General features: G+C 60.8%; 12 protein-coding genes. 4 read left to right on the top strand and 8 right to left on the bottom strand.

Annotated features, from left to right (window positions below; translation table 11 throughout):
- Window positions 1-95: 95 nt before the first annotated feature.
- The 3 genes from aceF to ACTJLD_RS40450 form a co-directional block, all read right to left on the bottom strand.
- The gene (aceF, locus tag ACTJLD_RS40460; RefSeq protein WP_431643645.1) at window positions 96-1430 is read right to left on the bottom strand and encodes a dihydrolipoyllysine-residue acetyltransferase; all 1335 of its coding nucleotides are present in this window, start codon (window positions 1428-1430) and stop codon (window positions 96-98) included.
- Between the two features lie 160 nt (window positions 1431-1590).
- On the bottom strand, window positions 1591-4305 hold the full coding sequence (gene mdeB, locus ACTJLD_RS40455; protein WP_431643644.1) for an alpha-ketoglutarate dehydrogenase: 2715 nt from the start codon (window positions 4303-4305) through the stop codon (window positions 1591-1593).
- Between the two features lie 215 nt (window positions 4306-4520).
- Window positions 4521-5498, bottom strand: a complete 978-nt coding sequence (locus ACTJLD_RS40450; protein WP_440661667.1) for an AraC family transcriptional regulator — start codon at window positions 5496-5498, stop codon at window positions 4521-4523.
- Between the two features lie 703 nt (window positions 5499-6201).
- Between ACTJLD_RS40450 and ACTJLD_RS40445 the strand changes: the two genes are divergently transcribed.
- Window positions 6202-7551 (top strand): MFS transporter, encoded by a 1350-nt coding sequence (locus ACTJLD_RS40445; RefSeq protein ID WP_059686293.1) that lies wholly within the window; start codon window positions 6202-6204, stop codon window positions 7549-7551.
- 74 nt (window positions 7552-7625) lie between these two features.
- Complete coding sequence (locus tag ACTJLD_RS40440; RefSeq protein WP_011548543.1) at window positions 7626-8798, top strand: porin; 1173 nt, start codon at window positions 7626-7628, stop codon at window positions 8796-8798.
- 75 nt (window positions 8799-8873) lie between these two features.
- On the opposite strand, the gene ACTJLD_RS40435 is transcribed toward ACTJLD_RS40440, so the two are convergent.
- The 5 genes from ACTJLD_RS40435 to ACTJLD_RS40415 form a co-directional block, all read right to left on the bottom strand.
- On the bottom strand, window positions 8874-9164 hold the full coding sequence (locus ACTJLD_RS40435) for a DUF4148 domain-containing protein (protein WP_011548544.1): 291 nt from the start codon (window positions 9162-9164) through the stop codon (window positions 8874-8876).
- 376 nt (window positions 9165-9540) lie between these two features.
- Window positions 9541-9720 carry a hypothetical protein gene (locus ACTJLD_RS40430; protein WP_124675975.1) on the bottom strand — a complete coding sequence of 60 codons (180 nt, stop codon included), beginning with the start codon at window positions 9718-9720 and terminating at the stop codon, window positions 9541-9543.
- A 775-nt stretch (window positions 9721-10495) separates the two neighbouring features.
- Entirely contained in the window at window positions 10496-13195 is a 2700-nt protein-coding gene (locus ACTJLD_RS40425; protein WP_440661655.1) for a S8 family peptidase, read from the bottom strand.
- Between the two features lie 3 nt (window positions 13196-13198).
- On the bottom strand, window positions 13199-14206 hold the full coding sequence (locus ACTJLD_RS40420) for an AAA family ATPase (RefSeq protein ID WP_440661653.1): 1008 nt from the start codon (window positions 14204-14206) through the stop codon (window positions 13199-13201).
- 121 nt (window positions 14207-14327) lie between these two features.
- Window positions 14328-14642 (bottom strand): helix-turn-helix domain-containing protein, encoded by a 315-nt coding sequence (locus tag ACTJLD_RS40415; RefSeq protein ID WP_060369393.1) that lies wholly within the window; start codon window positions 14640-14642, stop codon window positions 14328-14330.
- 671 nt (window positions 14643-15313) lie between these two features.
- Between ACTJLD_RS40415 and ACTJLD_RS40410 the strand changes: the two genes are divergently transcribed.
- Both ACTJLD_RS40410 and ACTJLD_RS40405 read left to right on the top strand, forming a co-directional pair.
- A complete protein-coding gene (locus ACTJLD_RS40410) occupies window positions 15314-15874 on the top strand; it encodes a UPF0489 family protein (RefSeq protein WP_440661652.1) in 561 nt (186 codons plus the stop codon).
- An 891-nt stretch (window positions 15875-16765) separates the two neighbouring features.
- A partial coding sequence (locus ACTJLD_RS40405) for a universal stress protein (RefSeq protein ID WP_440661651.1) occupies window positions 16766-17523 on the top strand: 758 nt, incomplete at its 3' end.

Genomic DNA, 17523 nt, shown 5'->3' with positions numbered 1-17523 from the left:
CAGGGGCGACGCTAGCAGACCGTATGCAAAACAGGTTCAACGACAGTACGGGGCGCACCGACAAAAACGCACGCCCCCGCGAGCCCCTCTTCTCATCAAAGAATGATGCGACGGAAATCCGCGAGCAACGCGCCAAGATAAGCATTGAACCGCGCGGCTTCGGCGCCATCGATCACGCGATGATCGAACGCCAGGGAAAGCGGCATCGTCAACCGCGGCACGAACTGCTTGCCGTCCCACACCGGCTTCATCTGCCCGCGCGACAACCCGAGGATCGCCACTTCCGGCGCGTTGATGATCGGCGTGAAGTGCGTGCCGCCGATCCCGCCGAGCGACGAGATCGAGAAGCAGCCACCCTGCATCTGATCGGGCTTGAGCTTGCCGTCGCGCGCGGCCTTCGACAGCTCGGCCATTTCCTTCGCGATGTCGACGAGGCCCTTCTTGTCCGCATCGCGGATCACCGGCACGACCAGACCGTTCGGCGTGTCGGCCGCGAACCCGATGTGGTAGTACTGCTTGAACACCAGGTTGTCGCCGTCGAGGCTCGCGTTGAAGGTCGGGAATTTCTTCAGCGCGGCCACCACCGCCTTGATCACGAACGCGAGCATCGTGAACTTCACGCCCGCCTTTTCGTGCTCCTTGTTCAGCTGCACGCGCAGCGCTTCGAGCTCGGTGATGTCCGCTTCGTCGTTGTTCGTGACGTGCGGGATCATCACCCAGTTGCGATGCAGGTTCGCGCCCGAGATCTTCTTGATGCGCGACAGCGGCTTCGGCTCGAACGGGCCGAACTTCGCGAAGTCGACCTTCGGCCACGGCAGCAGGTTCAGCTCGCCGCCGCCTGCCGGCGCGGCTGCCGCGCCCGGCGCCGCGCGCTGGCCCGACATCACGCCCTTCACGAAGCCCGTGATGTCGTCCTTGGTGATGCGGCCCTTCGGGCCGCTGCCCGACACGCGCGCGACGTCGACGCCGAGCTCGCGCGCGAACTTGCGCACCGACGGCGATGCGTGGCTGGCGCGAGACGGCTCGCCTTCGCGCGCCGGCGCGCGATGCAATGGCGCGGATGCGGAGTTCAGTTCGGGCGCCGGCGCAAGCGCCGGCACCAGCCCTGTCGCGACATTCGCCGACGGACACGCGAGATCGCGCGCAGCCGAGGCGGCCGCAGGCACAGGCGCCGCGTCGTCCTGCCGCTCGCCGTCGCTGTCGAGCAGCGCGATCAACGTGCCTTGCGACACCGTCTCGCCGACGGCGACCTTCATCTCCTTGATCACGCCAGCGGTGGGACTGGGCACATCCATCGTCGCCTTGTCCGACTCGAGCACGACGAGCGACTGCTCCCGTTCGACGCGTTGTCCGACTCCCACCAGAACTTCGGTCACGGGGATGTTCTTGTAATCGCCGATATCCGGCACTTCTATTCGTGTCACCCGCACATTCGTCTCCAACAGCAAGCATTTCAACAGTCAACGCCCCCTCTTCATCAGGTCGGACGCACTTGATTCGATCGGATTTCCCGCGATGGACCGATGGACGCGCAAGGCCTTCGAGCAGCCACTTCGCGCGCCGCTCGCACGACGCTCACCGGTCAACGGGCTAGACCAGCCAGGGTTCGGTCAGCCCGGTTCCGCTTCGCCCGTATCGGTCGATCGCCTGACGCACGACGTCAGGGTCCTGCCGGCCCTCGTCGACGAGTGCTTTCAGCGCGGCGATAACGATCGACGCACGGTCCACTTCGAAGAACGCACGCAACGCCGCACGTGTATCGCTGCGCCCGAAGCCGTCGGTGCCGAGCACGACGTAGCGGGACGGTACATACGCGCGGATCAGCTCGGGCACGGCGCGCACATAGTCGGTCGCGGCGATCACCGGTCCACGTGCGGCGCCCAGGGCGGCCGTCACGTAGGCCACCGCAGGCTCGCCGTGATCCAGTAGCCGCTGCGCACGCTCCGCGGACACGCCGTCGCGATGCAATTCGGTAAAGCTCGTCACGCTCCAGACGGCCGCGTCGATATTCCAGTCGTCTTTCAACATCCGTGCCGCGGCCTGGACCTCACCGAGAATCGCGCCCGAGCCGAGCAACTGCACCTGCGCGATCTCGATCTGTGCGGGCTCCAGCACGTACATCCCCTTGAGCACGCCGCTACGGACGCGATCGAGATCCGCTTCAGTCAACGAACGTTGTGCGTAGTTTTCGTTGGTGACCGTCATGTAGTAAAAGACGTCGCGCTGACGCGCGATCATCTCCTGCATGCCCTCGTCGACGATCATCGCCACTTCGTACGCGAAGGCCGGATCGTACGCGCGGCAGTTCGGTATCGTCGAGGCCGCGAGGTGGCTCGTGCCGTCTTGATGCTGCAGACCTTCACCGCCGAGCGTCGTCTTGCCGGCCGTCGCGCCGATCAGGAAACCGCGCGCGCGCTGATCGGCAGCCGCCCAGATCAGGTCGCCGATGCGCTGAAAACCGAACATCGAGTAGTAGATATAGAACGGCAGCATCGTCAGATCGTGCACGCTGTATGACGTCGCCGCGGCAATCCACGACGACACCGCGCCCGCCTCGGAGATGCCCTCTTCCAGAATCTGGCCGCCGGTATCCTCACGGTAATAAAGCATCGAACCCATGTCTTCCGGCTCGTACAGTTGACCGAGCGGAGAATAGATGCCGATTTGCCGGAACAGATTCGCCATGCCGAAGGTGCGCGCCTCGTCGGCGACGACGGGCACCACACGCGGCCCCAGCTCGGCGTCCTTCAACAGGTTGCCGAGCATGCGCACGAACGCCATCGTGGTCGACATTTCCTTGTCGTTGGTATCGAGCGCGAATCGTCCCCACGACGACATCGCGGGCACGGCCGGCGCGTGCGACGCCGCTGTGCGCCTGCGCGGAAGGTAGCCGCCCAGCGCCGCACGGCGCGCGTGCAGATACTGCATGACGGCACTGCTTTCGTCCGGCTTGTAGAACTTGAGTTGTTCGACATCGTCGTCGGAGAGCGGCAGGCGAAAGCGGTCGCGAAACGCCTTCAACTGTTCGATGTCGAGCTTCTTTTGCTGATGTGTGGTCATGCGCCCCTGGCCGATCGAGCCCATGCCGAAGCCCTTCATCGTCTTCGCGAGAATCACCGTAGGTTGCCCGCTGTGTTTCGACGCCTTGTCGTAGGCAGCGTGCAATTTGCGCACATCGTGGCCGCCGCGCCGCAGGCGGTCGATATCGTCGTTGCTCAGATGCGCGGCGAGTGCGGCCAGTTCGGCGTTCTGACCGAAAAAGCGGTCACGATTGTAGGCACCGTCGTTGGCGGAAAAAGTCTGGAACTGGCCGTCCACGGTGTGCGCGAACGCGCGCAACAGCGCCCCACTGCGATCGCGTGCGAACAGGGGATCCCAGTCCGAACCCCACAACACCTTGATGACGTTCCAGCCCGCCCCCGTAAACTGCGCCTCGAGTTCGTCGATGATGCGGCCATTGCTGCGCACCGGTCCGTCGAGCCGCTGCAAATTGCAGTTGATCACGAACACGAGATTGTCGAGCCGCTCGCGCGCGGCCAGCGACAGCGCGCCGATCGCCTCGGGTTCGTCCATTTCGCCATCGCCGAAATAGCCCCACACCTTGCGGCCTTCCGTGCGTTGCAGTCCGCGGTTCTGCAGATAGCGCATGAAGCGCGCCTGGTAGATCGAGTTGATCGGCCCAATGCCCATCGAGCCGGTCGGGAACTGCCAGAAGTCCGGCATCAGCCACGGATGCGGGTAGGAACACAGGCCCGCACCGGTGATTTCCTGTCGGTAATGCTCGAGATGCGCTTCGTCGAGAAAACCTTCGAGGTAAGCCCGCGCGTAAACGCCCGGCGCGGAATGGGGTTGAAAATAGACGAGATCGCCACCGTTGGCATCGTTCGCGCCGCGAAAGAAATGATTGAAGCCCACTTCGAACAGGTCGGCCGCCGACGCATAGCTGGCAATATGCCCGCCGAGTTCACCGTAGGCGCGATTGGCCCGCACGACCATGGCCAGCGCATTCCAGCGCAGCGCGGCGGCAAGCTTTTCTTCGATATCGAAGTCTCCCGGATACGGCGGCTGCTGAGCGACGGCGATCGTATTCACGTAGGGCGTGACATTGAGGCGCGCCGTTGCGATACCGTTGGACGACGCGTGGGCCGCGAGCCGATCGAACAGGTACTGAGCCCGTTCGGCACCGGCATGCCGAACCACGCCATCGAGCGCATCAAGCCATTCGGCGGTTTCGAGTGGGTCGTCGTCGACTTTCGTCTGGCCCAGGGAAAGGATCGAGGGTGTCCCCGTCGATAAGTCGGTCATCTTGCAACTCCGTAAAAGCAATGCGAGTTCAGTGGCGAGTGCGCAAAGATTACGGGGGATGCCGCAGAATGTGTGGTCGTATTGAAGGCCGCCAAAGCGGTATCGGCTGCAGTGCCTTCTGCGGAATGCGCGATCTACAGCATTTCTATTCGATGCGCGCGGTCTCGCATGGAGAACCCGGCGTCACGGACGGGAAAATGGGCGAAGGCGCGGCTTCATGCATCGCCCACAACGTCCGCTGCGCCATCCGCTCGGTCGTCCATCTCGGTCGCAGCCGCCGGCGCGAGCCCGGCCTCCGATTGCGTGCGAGCCAGCGCGGCGAAATAGCGGCCTGGCGAATGCCCGAGCGCTTTCTTGAACATGGTGATGAAGGCGGTTACCGACTCATAGCCGAGCTCGTCCGACACGCGTTGCACGGAAGCGCCGCCGGCAAGCTCGCGCACCGCAACGAGCAGTTGCAACTGCTGCCGCCAGCGGCCGAAGGTCAGTCCCGTTTCACTGACGACGAATCTTGCCAGCGAACGCTCGCTCATGGCGAGACGCTTCGCCCATTGCGCGACGGTGCTGCGATCGCCGGGATTGGCGTTCAATGCGTCCGCCATCTGCCGGATGCGCGGATGATCCGTAACCGGCAGATAGAGGCGCTCGACCGGCATCAACGTCAGCTCATGCAACAGCACGCGCGCAAGCCGGTCGGTATGGCCGCCCCGCTCGTAGTCGAGCGGCGCACCGGCCAGATGCAGAATCATTTCGCGCAGCATCGGCGAAATGGACAGCGTGCAGCACTCCGTCGGCAAGTCGACGACACCGGGCTCGGCGAACAGATAGCAAAGCCGGGCATTGGGTGTCGCATGGTTACTGTGCGGCATCTCGCCGGGAATCCAGACGCCGCATTGCGGCGGGACGATCCAGAACGCGCCCGCGACCCGGCAGGTCACGGCGCCGTGCAACGCCAGCACCAGCTGCCCCTTCTGATGCTTGTGAACCGGAATTTCGGCAGCATGCTCGTCGACGTGCATGCACATCGCTACCGCCGGCCGATCGATCGCGTCCGGATCCGCAAAATCAGGAAGGCTAACGTAACGGTTCATATCGGGCATTCTAGCGACATGTTGAAATTGTGGCGAACGATGCGAAGCATAAGCAGGCACAGCCGCATCACGTGCCACGCTGGAATGGCGCCACGACTTCATTGCGCGAGACCGCCCCTTCCCGGACGCCCGACGTCCGGGCTCGCGCGTGAGCGGTTCGACGGTGTCGATGCCCATGCAGTCCGGTTTGGCCCCGATTGTGCTTCGTACATGGGCTGTGGCGCGTCACGTGCACGCTCGACGAGCCGGGCGAACCCCACGATGGCGTCGAACAGATCGGCGTGGACGGCACCGCGAAGTTCAGCGGGCCACCGACCGCGAATTACGCTTCGATCGACCGCTCTCACCGCACAATCTGCCGAACGGAGCACCGCCGCGGCAACACAAGAATAATAAATACTGCCTGGACTGCGGCAATATTTCTCCGTGCAATCAAGATGACTTCACGATCCCGGCGCCCCGGATTTCTTCAAATGCAATGAAATACGGAGCGACGGAATAATAAATCAAGCGAGACAGTTCTTTCACACCAATACTGAACGGACGATGGCGCCGCACCATTGTGCATGGCGCTTGCCCCGTTCGGGACGGGACGGCACGATCGTCGATCGAATCCGCCGGGCCGCCGCATTTGCATCAACAATCAGCTTCGCAAATTAATCAAGTATTCGTCGCATTAATCGTCGATTCTTCAATCACATTTTAATGGCACCGAATGCTCGCCCATTCGCGCCACCACCTTTACCCCGGCAAGAAAATGCAATACCCGAAGTAAAACCTTTTCTTTTAACGCGAGGAGAACGATGTGGAAATACGGAAAATCAACGTCTACGACATCATCGACAGTCGCAGAATCGGCAGGAGGCAGTATTTCATCGTCGCCTTCTGCGCGCTGCTGATGCTTTTCGACGGCTTCGACACCCAGGTCATCAGCTTCATCGTGCCCGTTCTCGCGAAAGAATGGCAACTGCCCAAGGCGGTATTCGGCGCGATTTTTTCAGCGGTGTTCTTCGGGTTGCTGATCGGCAATTTCGGCATTCCGTTCGCGACCCGACGCTTCGGCACGAAGAAGATCGCTTTCGTGGCAACCGCTGCTTTCGGCCTGTTCACCGTCCTGACCGTCTTTGCCACCAGCGTGCCGCAGCTGATCGCCTTGAGGTTCCTCACCGGCATCGGGCTCGGAGCGGCCACGCCTTGCGCGGTGGGCCTCGTTTCGGAATTCAGCCCGAAGAGAACCCGCGCGACTTTCGTCATTCTCGTCTACATGGGATATGCGCTGGGGTTCATCTTCGCGGGCATCTGCAGCAGCGCGTTGATCCCGCGGTTCGGCTGGGAAGGCCCACTGTGGCTGGGCGGGCTCGCGGCAGTCGGCTTGACGGTGTTGCTCGTCCCGCTGCTGCCAGAATCCGTGGCCTACCTGTCGGCAAACGCGCAGCCCGGTGAATTGCTTCGTGCAACCAAGCGCCTCTTTCCCGATTTCACGCTGCAAGCGGACAGCGAACTGGTCACTCACGAAGAGAAGCCGGCAGACGCAAGTGTGCTCGGGTTGTTCTCCGCACAATTCCGCGTGGGGACATTCCTGCTGTGGGCCGTATTCGCCATCAACCTGGCCGCGTTCTATTTTCTGCAGAGCTGGCTGCCGACCGTTCTCGCGTCCATCTCGTTCCCACCCGCGCTCGTGGTCTGGGCGACCATCACCGTGATCATCGGCGGCATGGTGGCCAGTCTGCTGATGGGACCCATCATGGATCGCACGAGCCCTTACAGAATTCTGTCCGCGGTCTACGTCGGCGGCGCCGTGTCGATGTACGCAATCTCCATCGCGATCGGCTCATCGCATCTCGCTTTACTCACGACGATCTTCTTTTGCGGCTTTTGCATCAGCGGCGGACAAACCTGCGCGATCGCGTTGTGCACGCTGTTCTATAGCCCGGAATTGCGCGCCCCGGGCGTCGCGTGGGCCTACGGATTCGGTCGGCTCGGCGCCGCGGGCGGCACTTACCTCGCGGGCGTCCTGTACGCGAACAACTGGAGCGTCGACGCGATGTTTCGCGTGGCAGCCGCGCCAATCCTCATTGCAGCGGCTTGCGTGGCGCTGATGGGCGCTTGCTATGGCCTGACGAAGAACGGCCTGAAGAAATCCTTTTCGGCCTGACCGGTACCGCTCGCTGAATCGATGAACGTCAAGTGAACCGTTCTTTTGTATGGCCTTTTGATTGCGGAGATCTCATGAAAACCAAAAAAATCGAAATCATTGTCGGCTCGCTCGTGGGGCTGGCCAGTTCCGTCGCGCATAGCCAGAGCAGCGTCACACTCTATGGCGAGATCGACAACGGCATTCATTACCAGACCAACGTAGGCGGCGGCAAAGCCGTCTACATGGACTCGCTGGACGGCATCGACGGCAGCCGCTGGGGGCTGACCGGCAAGGAAGACCTGGGTGGCGGTCTCAAGGCGATTTTTACGCTCGAGTCCGGCATCAACGTGAACAACGGACAGTTTGCCCAGGGCGGCACGGCGTTCGGCCGGCAGGCTTTCGTCGGACTGAGCAGCGACACTTACGGCTCTCTCACCGCCGGCCGTCAATACGACATGGTGTGGTATTTTCCCGAGTTTCTTGCCGGATCCGCGGCGGTTGGCGACCTGCCGAGCGCGCATCCGGGAGATTTCGACAACACCAGCAACAGCGTGCGATTCAACAACTCCGTGCGCTACATGAGCCCGGACTTCCGCGGCTTCTCCTTTGGCGTCGAATATAGCCTTGGCGGCGTACCCGGCGACTTCACGTCGATGTCGGGCTATTCGCTTGGAGTCGGTTACACACACGGTCCGCTTCAGATCGGCGCGGCGTTCGATTACTTCAAACACCCGACCTCGACGCCAGGCAACGGATGGTTCACCAACTATGCAAGCGGCTTCAATCTGCTGGCCTCCTCTCTGAACTCGGCCTATCAGGTCGCGCAGGCCTATCAGGACGCCGTCATCGCGGCGGCCTACACGATCGGAAACGCGACGATCAGCGCATCGTATTCGAACGTTCAATACGCCAATCTCGGTGCGGGGTTCATGAACGGTACCGCCGTCTTCAACAACTACGACATCGGGTTGAACTACCGTGTCACGCCGGTCTTTTTCGTCGGCGTCGCGTACGACTACATGAACGCGCGGAGCGTCACGACGGCACAAGGCAATGCCGTCGGCAACCAGCACTACAATCAGGTGGCGTTCACGCTGGACTATCTGCTGTCGAAGCGTACCGACGTGTACTTCTCCGGCGGCTGGCAGCGCGCTTCGGGCACATCGTCGACGGGCGCGCCAGCCGTCGCCAACATCGGCGGCTCCGGAGATTCGTCGAATAACCACCAGATGGTTTATCGGCTCGCTATACGACATAAGTTCTGAGCGTGGTTCGCCCTGGAGCCTACATGACGATGCAGCGATATTGCAGCACCAGCATGCGGACGCCAGGGTCATTGTTCAAGGCTGCTGGTTCGACGCCTGCAAGGATGGCGTCGCCACCGCGCCTGCATCGCGGACATCCCGATTCCGGCGAGCCTGCGCCATATCGGGCGGATAGGTCCGCTGCCTGGGCGAGTGAGTCGAAATCCAGCCGTCGCGTTCTGCCTGAACGAGTTCGGCCCGCACTTCGGCGCGCGTCTTTCCGCTCGTGACCACGGCCGCGGCGCAGCCCGCATCGACTACACCGGCGCTCGCGGCAAACGGGATGCACGTGACGAACCAGAGTATCGCTGCAATTGTCGTGCGCATGAGAATCTCCTTCCTTGTGAAGCCGTGGCGCCGCGCTCAGACGAAGCCATACATGGTGAACAACATGACGTACGGGATCTGCTGTCCCGCCGAATTGCAGACCATGACGTCGGCCCTCTGAATGGCGCACGCGGACACGATTGCCTTTGCGACTTTCGAAATGACAAGTTTCATGATGATTGACTCCCCAATCTGACCCGACCTTACGGTCGATCTCTCGGCAATCCGTCGATGGTGCTGAGCAGCGCTCGAAGCGCTGCATCATGGGTTCATGACGCATCGGGGCCATCGACATCGCACAACGCTTGTTCACTACCGGCTCGAAGCACGGGAACCCGGCACGTCGGTGCTTTGAAGCGTCTGCGTGATGCGTACTTTATCGACATCCAGCCAGCATGAATTTGTGGAAGATGACAACGCATCTGCAAAAACTGCCAGAGTTTTGCTGATGTACGATGTCCTGTCGGCGGTCCATTGCCGAACCGCGCGCCGATTCGAGGCGGTCGTTCGGAGACAGCGCCAAATGCCGGACGATCGGATCGGGATCGACTTTCATCTGCTTCGCCTGATCGTCGTCGAGCCGTCGGCCAAAGCAAAGTCGTCAACGTTCGCGAAGTAAAAATGTCACTTCAGACGTCGATACGGGGCATGCAGATTGCATGGACGAGCCTGACCGAGGCCCCACACGATGCACCTCGCACGCGCGAAAGCGCGGCGACGTGCATACTGGTGTTGAAGTTCGTAGATACCGCTAATGGTGTCCGTTCGTGCGCTAATCGTGTCCATTAATTCCGCTAATGCGGGGCGGCGAACGTCAAGCTGAGGAAGTGAGCAGCGGCAGGTCGCTGGCGAGGTATTTCGTCGACGTGCGCTGAATTCCAAACGATGGAGTTGAAGCGCGACATGGGCGTGCACCACGGCTCAATGTCGACAACCTCCCCCACCCCGGAAAACAGGCATTAAAGTCGCACCTCCGTCCTTTTGACGAGAGGTATATTGTTGCGCATGCACCCAAGTTGTTGATCATCGGTTACGTGCACACCATGCTCTCGTCACGAGCGACTTTCATCATTGCGCCGCCCGTGAGCCACATCCGACATTGCAAGCTCTTGAAGGTGCATTAGCAAAATCTTCGCACATACATCCCCCCTTTGTTGCATTCCGGCAACGCGTGCGGACACGAAAGGAACATCGCTCTCAGCCTTTGCTGACGGCGCTACCACGAGTTTACCCATTAGCAGTATCTGTGGTCACTGTTAGCAGAAACTGCGAACGGCAACATCTGCTGCGCCGCATGAAAATCGACCTGGCCAATCAGGCGTGGGCATGCATCATTCGGTCGCTTCGATTTCCACTTGTACTTCGTCGGCCTCGATCTCGGCTTCGGTTTGAGCTTGAAGTTCAGCGATCGCCGCACGCAGCGGTTCGTATATCGTGATTTCGCTTCCCAAGATTTCAAAGGTTACGGCGAGTACGTAGCGAGCAGTCGAGTCCGGGTCATGGCTCCAGCCTTGATGGCCGACCACCGCGATGCAGAAGTGGTCGGGCAAGCTGTTCGAGCGAACGACGGCCCAGTCCTTCTGCACTGTCCCGCTGTTGCGCTTGAAGTCCCTAATTAGGCCGTCCTGCGGCTTGTCGTGCAGCACCCAGGGCAGCGTCGAGCCAGGCAGCGGTGCCTCATCGTTCGTCGCGTTCTTCATGGCACGCACACGGAAGTCGCGCAGCCCCTCGCCCAGCTTGCTGGCCTTCCAATCAACCCATGTCGAGAGATAGCGGCGCAGATTGCGTCTCGTGCGCCGCGGCTGCGCGACGTAGGAAAGCGTCACATCGATGCGGATGTCAAAATCGTCGGCCTGCTGGCGCAATTCGGCCGGAATCGGCACCTGATAAATGTGGCATCCGCCCGCGTGAATCTCAGTGTCGCGGCTCGTGATGAGCGTCGTTCGATGATCCGTGTTCGTGGTGGCCCGCCCTTCGTCCGGTATGCCAAAGCCGAGGCATCGGAAGGCGCTTGACGCTGCGGCGAACAAGGCCTGCTTTTCCGCTTGGGGCATGTCCGGCGATGGATTGCGCAGACGCGTCAAGAGGTCTTCAGCCCAAGCCGGCCATTGCGCCGATTGCACGACGAGGGCGCGATACAGCAACGCCGGTTCCAGGGGCAATACGCGCTGGATCTGGGCCGCAATGCGCGCCACCTTGGGTGCCGCGTAGGATGTGCCCGCGGCGTCGCGATCGGCTGCGGGTCCGGGCCCATGCAACGTTGACCGGACGAGGTTCGGACAAGCCGTGGGGATGCGGCCGCCGGCTTGTATATCAGGCGGCACGTTGTTCGTCCGAACGGCGTCGCCGCCGTACTCGACGACTTCGGGCTTGATGACGTTCCAGATGCCTGGACCAGACCGCGAAAACGCCGAGGGGCCTGCGGGCTGCGTGGCGAAAGTCCGCCATGCACCCAGCTCGGCGGTGTCGTAAGCGATTGACCCGACCGTCAGCGCCTGCAGGCTCTGGCCGGGATTGGCAACGCGGGCCGCGTTTTCTTCAAGATACCCGGGGTAGTCCCGGCCTGCACTCAGATGGTCGGCGATCCCCAAAAAGGGGGACGTGCCCTGCAGCGGGAGATTGCCGGCGCTTTGCACAACGAGAATGTCCCGCTCGTTGCACAACTGATCAATCTCTGCGGCCCAGGAGGACATATAGCGCGTGCGGCAGTAGCCACGCGCATTGATCGAGTGGTTGAATATGCGGGTTTGGCGAGGGCCGTCGTTGAAGCGCTCTACGGCCTTGCGCAGTGCCTCCGGAGGGAACAACTCGACAGGCATCGCGTTCTGTGCGTCCAGCACGCGGGCGTTTTGAATCCAAAACGATAACTGAGGCGCACCTTCGGCTGGCACGTCCTCGCCGTACAGCACGGCACCTGCGATGCGTGTGCCATGTCCGCCGGGTGCGACTTCATCCGCGACGGCCGTCGGGGCCTCGCCCGGCAGAAAGCAATGGGAAGTGGCTTGATCGATGCCGGGCTGAAGCAGGACGTGGGCTTCTTGAATACCGCTATCGATGACGCAGACGGCGGGCGCGTCCACATCGGGCGCGACCGGCGTTACAGCTGGTGCCGCTTGTGCGCCCTGCTGGATCTGGTTCTGGGGCAGTGCGATGTCTTCCGGCTCGACGACCTCGAAGATGTAGGGGTAGTTGAGAACGAAGTCCTTGAGCCCCTTCCCCGAGATCTTCAGCCGGACCGTGAAGCTGTCAGGAAGAACGCCTGCATCGAAGTCGGCGCTGTCGATAAGATGCAGAATTTCCGCTTGGTAAAACTCGGTGAACTTCTGGATGGAAGTTTCTCGTTCGAACTTGATGTCGTCCCATTCGTTATAGGCGCTGGTACGCTTTTCCGACCACTCGAACTCTTTGGCCGCCCATTGCGCGTCCGTCGCCCGCTTGCCGCGGGTGGGGCGAGCCGGAATCTCCTGAGTGCCGGCGCAGGCGATGCCGATATCGACGATGTAGAGCTGATCGTCGTCGATATTGCCCCACGACGCCATGAGATGTTCGGAGAGGATGCGACCCAGCCGGTCTGTTTGGTCGGGATCATCGAACAGCGTGTGGACTTGGGCGATGGTCGCCGAGCCGTGTACTGTGACGGCGAAGCCTTGGACCATTGCCCGGAACGCGGCGAGCTGAATGTCTTCAGACGCCACGATCACATAGCCCTCTTCTTGCTCCGCGACGATCTCAAATTCAAACTTGGCCCGCAGGACATCGAGGTCAAGGCCGGTGTCAATCTGCAATAGGATGGGAATGCCTGCGGGGATGTCCGGCAAGGACTCCCCAGCTGCTTGGCGTTGTGCCTTGCGCGCCTGCCAATTCGCGCTGATCGCTTGGGCCGCAGTTTCAAGCACGACGCTGTGCGCTTGGCGCTGCACACCTTTGTTGGCGAGCGTTTGCGGCGAGGGGTCGCCGCCCCCGCGCAGTCGCGCCTTACCTTGGTAGCGAAGGAGCAGCGGAAGGTGTTCAAAGTTGTGTGCTGCTGGCATTGATTACGCCCTCTGCGCCGCGTCGTGCCGTTGCAGTTCGTCAACAGCCTTCAGGAGCTTGTCTTGCGACAAAGATCTATGGCCGGCCAGCACGGCGGCCTTCGCGGCATCCTGCGCCGCCTTCACGACCATCGCAGCCGATGAACCTTCTAGCTTGGCTACTAGTGGCTCCCAGGCGATGGGACTGTCCAGCCGCACACTGGACAACGTCAGCTTCAGAAGCTTTTCAATCTCCGCTGGGCCTGGCAACGGAATGGCGAAGACATCGTCGAAGCGCCTGAAAAGCGCAGGGTCCAAAGCTGACTCCAAGTTCGTTGTCGCCACAAGCAAGCCAGGAGCGTCGTACTCCTCCATCAATTGCAGCAGCGAGTTGACGATGCGTGAAACTTCGCCAATGTCCTTGGAGGCCGTGCGCGATCGCGCGATGAAGTCGCATTCGTCGAGCAGCAGAACGCATGGTTTCTCTCGGGCACTGCTGAAGATCGATCGCAGGTTCTGAGCCGACTCCCCGAAGAACGAAGAGATCAGAACATCAAAGCGCACCTTCATCAGCGGCAAACCCGTGTTCCAAGCGAGCCGCTTGGCGCCTAGGGATTTGCCACAGCCCGGAGGGCCGTAGAGCAATACAGTCTTGCGAGGCTTGAGCCCGAAGGTGCGAAGCCGATCGCGAGCAGCGTACTCCGCTTCGATGCGCGCGAAGCGTTGCTCGACCACTTCAGGAAGCACCATGTGATGTTCAAGCTGATCGTGCGGTACCAAAGTAGCCAGCGTCTCGCCATGGCGGCGGCTTAACGGAAGCTCTTTAAGCGTGCGGTCGATGTCGGGCGTCGACAGCGGCGCGGCTGGCCGCTTGGGCTTTGGCTGCTTCAGGATAGCCTCAAGCTGTTCGGCAAGCCGGACGTGCCCGGTCTTGCGTTCCGCTTCGACGATCTTGCCGGCAAGCCGGTCTAGGTCCGTTTGTGAACCATCGGCGATGGCTCGTACCACTCTCTTTAGAATATCGGCATTCATGCGATTTCACCCATTCTTGCGAGCCGCCGGACAAGTGCTGATACACCAACAGGCTGAACCCGATTGCGACAGGTCGGATTGTACTTTTGCGCCCTGACCGGGTGTTGCCGGAGCACCGCGATCACGCGATAACCTCTAGGCCGCGCTTCTGAACCAGATGCAGCAACTTGAGTGCTGTGCCCGCAGGCTTCTTTTGACCGATCTCCCACTTCTGAACTGTCGAAAGACTGGTGTTGAGCAGGCGCGCGAAAACTGCCTGGCTGACATGCGCACCTTCACGGATGCGTTTGATCTCGGCCGGCTCCAATGGCTCTATCGGTGGTAGCCAGAGCGGATCGAATTCGCGTAGCGTAATCTGATCGAGTACACCTGTCTTGTGCAGACCTTTGGTCGTTTCGCTCTTGGCTTCGATAACGGGTGACCTTTTGCTGTGCATTGAAACCACGCTTTACTCCCTTATCAGTAACGTAGCCAAACAAAGCTCTCCGAACTGCAAGTGTAGCACTAAGTGCCACTGAACCGAGAGCTGTTCTCCCTGATCACACGACGCAGATGCCCGCCGCGTCGAGTTTCGTCAGCCCTTCGGTCATCTAACCGTTGCGGAAATTCATCGACAACTGCGATGCTCGCAGCCCACGGCCGCCCAACTTCGGCGCATAGTACTGACTGCGTTGGAGCCGACTTCTGTCGCTCTGCATTAGTCGCCAATGCGACCCCAGTTCGCATCCAACCCGGGACTGTGGGGCGAACGCAAGCGGTCGACCGGCGCGATGGCGTTGATCAGCGAGAGATTTCTCGATACCGCCATCGATGCTGCCACATCGGTCCACCAGACCTGGCTGCGGGTCGCTCTCGAGGCCAGCGGCCCAAGCGCGGGACGCGCCGGGGCAATGACCGATACGCTAGAAGAGCTCACCTCGGTTCGCGACGCGATCGCAGAACTATGCCGGAACGAGGCGATTCGGGATCTGCACCTCAACGGCAACCCATCGAATAGGGGACGGTGCGACCAATGTACGCATTGGCTCTCATCTGAGTTGCTGCGAAAGCGAACACCACGGCGCTAGATCGATGCCCAATGATGCGCCACAACGGCCGAGGAACGAGATGGACGCAAGCGAAATTGCGCAACTGCAGCCGGACGACAACTATCTTGTCGCGCTGAGCCAGGACATCTGGCTGATGGACGATCATCGCTGGGCACTGCTAGTGTGGGAGCAATTTGCGCATACGCACGGCATCCGACCGTACTCGCTCGTGCACGCGGATTTTCACTGGGATGCTATCAACGACTTCTACCAGAACGCGCAACAACGAGACGCGCTGCTGGCGGCAGGACTACCCGAGCTCGACGCGATGATCCGCGAAGGCACCTGGATCCGCTATGACTCGTTCATTGCCCCCGCGGTGATACGCGGACTCGTCAGCGATGTGCACTTCTTCTGCCTGCAAGACGACGACGCCCCGGGGCTTGACGCGGAATTGCTCAATTCCTCTGGGACACGACAAACCCTTCATGAAGAGGCGGTGGCACTTTCGCGGGCGAATTTCGATGCGCCACTGATCTTCGACCTTTGCCTCGACCTGTTCAATCGATCCGACCAGTGGTATACCGGCGAGCTTTGGAGCGACGCCGAAATAACAACGTTCCTCGAACAGATGCTGTAGAAGTTCACAATCAATGCTAGCCGCGCCCAAAGGAGTGCTAGCAATGTTCACTAATACTGCTAGCGCAATGTTTTGCTCAGCCTGAGCGGTGGGCATCGATAACGTGATATCGCCCGCAGCGCGGCGTCGAAATTCGGAGCTCTGGCAAAAATCGATTGTGGAACAGTCTCGAGCAGGCTGTGGTGCACCCGGCAGTAGTCGGCTGACGGATCGAGCCACTCCCTCTTCCACCGTGATGCAGTGACATCGGCGTCGTTCAGAACACTCAAGCACAAGATCAGTTGCAGGATACGCAAGGTGGCGCTAATTCAGGAGCCATTCGTGCTCAGCCTCGTCGCTGACGCGTTCGAAGGCGGCGTCCAGTCTGCCCCCGGTCGCCCTACCCGGCTGCCTTGGCTCTAATGTGCTGGCGACCGGATCTGCGAGGAAACGTCGACGCAGGCGATATACGGTGGTGCAGTGAACGCCTAATAGCTGTGCTGCTCGTTCAGCCTGCTGTCGGGAAAGCACGCCGTTGCCAAGCGGTCGAAGCACGGACGCAATCTTCGCTGCTCGAGCGGCCCGCTCGTCGATCGAAGCCATATGGATTCCTATCAATCTACGCGAAACGTTTGCTAGCAGTATTAAAGAACACATGCAACGTGCTAGCAACGTTAGTGAACATTGGCCAAATTTCTGTTGCAGAAACGCAACGGCTAAGCCGCCGCCAGAAAACTTCAAAAAGCCCCTGTTCGCCAAGGCTTCTTTGAGAATTTCCGCTAGCAACGTTTCTGAACGCGGCTAGCACTAATAATGAACGCCTACAGTAGTTGACGAAGGTCAACCTGTCAGAAACCGCCCGTGCGAAAAATTACCGTGTACGAGAACGTCAGTCGCCATAGGGAGACATTCATGAACACCAGCACGTCACCCGTCCAGGCCATCCGCGCTCCTCAGCGAGTGCTGATCGCCGTCGACGGTTCGACCGCATCCGCCCATGCACTCGCGTATGCCAAAGCGCTCTCCCCATCGAATGCAGCGGTGCACATCGTCAGCGTTGCGGAAAATCCGAGAACGCTCTTCCCGCTCGGATCGAAAACCATGGCGTTCCTCGAATCCGCGCGCGTCGAATTGCTCAGGGATGCTTCTGATGCGCTGTCGCGCGCGAAAGCCGCACTGGATCGCGACGACCTCGTCATCGACACGGAAGTCGTCGACCTGGCCGCCCATGGCGGGGATGTCGTGAATGCACTGGCCGACAGCGCGCAAACCTGGCAGGCCGAACTCATGATCGTCGGTGCACGTCAGCATCATGGCTTGCTCGGATGGGTCGAAGGGACGGTTTCCGGCCCGCTCGGCAAACTCGTCGGGTGCCCGCTGCTCATCGTTCCGGAAGGTTTCGCGTCGGTTGCCGAGCACGTGCCACGGCGGATGCTATTCGCCGTCGACGGAAGCGAGATTGCACTCGACGCATTGCGGACGGGGTTGGCATTCTCGCGGGTCGACACCGAATTCCGTGCGATATACGTGGTTGATCGCCCCCCAATGCTCGGCGACTTCGTCCTTGGCGGGGCACTGGAAGAAGCATTGATCGGCGAAGGAAATCATGTGCTCCAGGGTGCCACGGCCATAATCGAAGGCACGGCCAGACATGCGCAGTCGCAACTTGT

This window comes from Burkholderia sp. 22088, assembly GCF_052045915.1.
Lineage (GTDB): Bacteria > Pseudomonadota > Gammaproteobacteria > Burkholderiales > Burkholderiaceae > Burkholderia > Burkholderia cepacia.
Note: the sequence above shows the minus strand (reverse complement) of the source record. Positions and strands in the feature narration are given on the sequence as shown.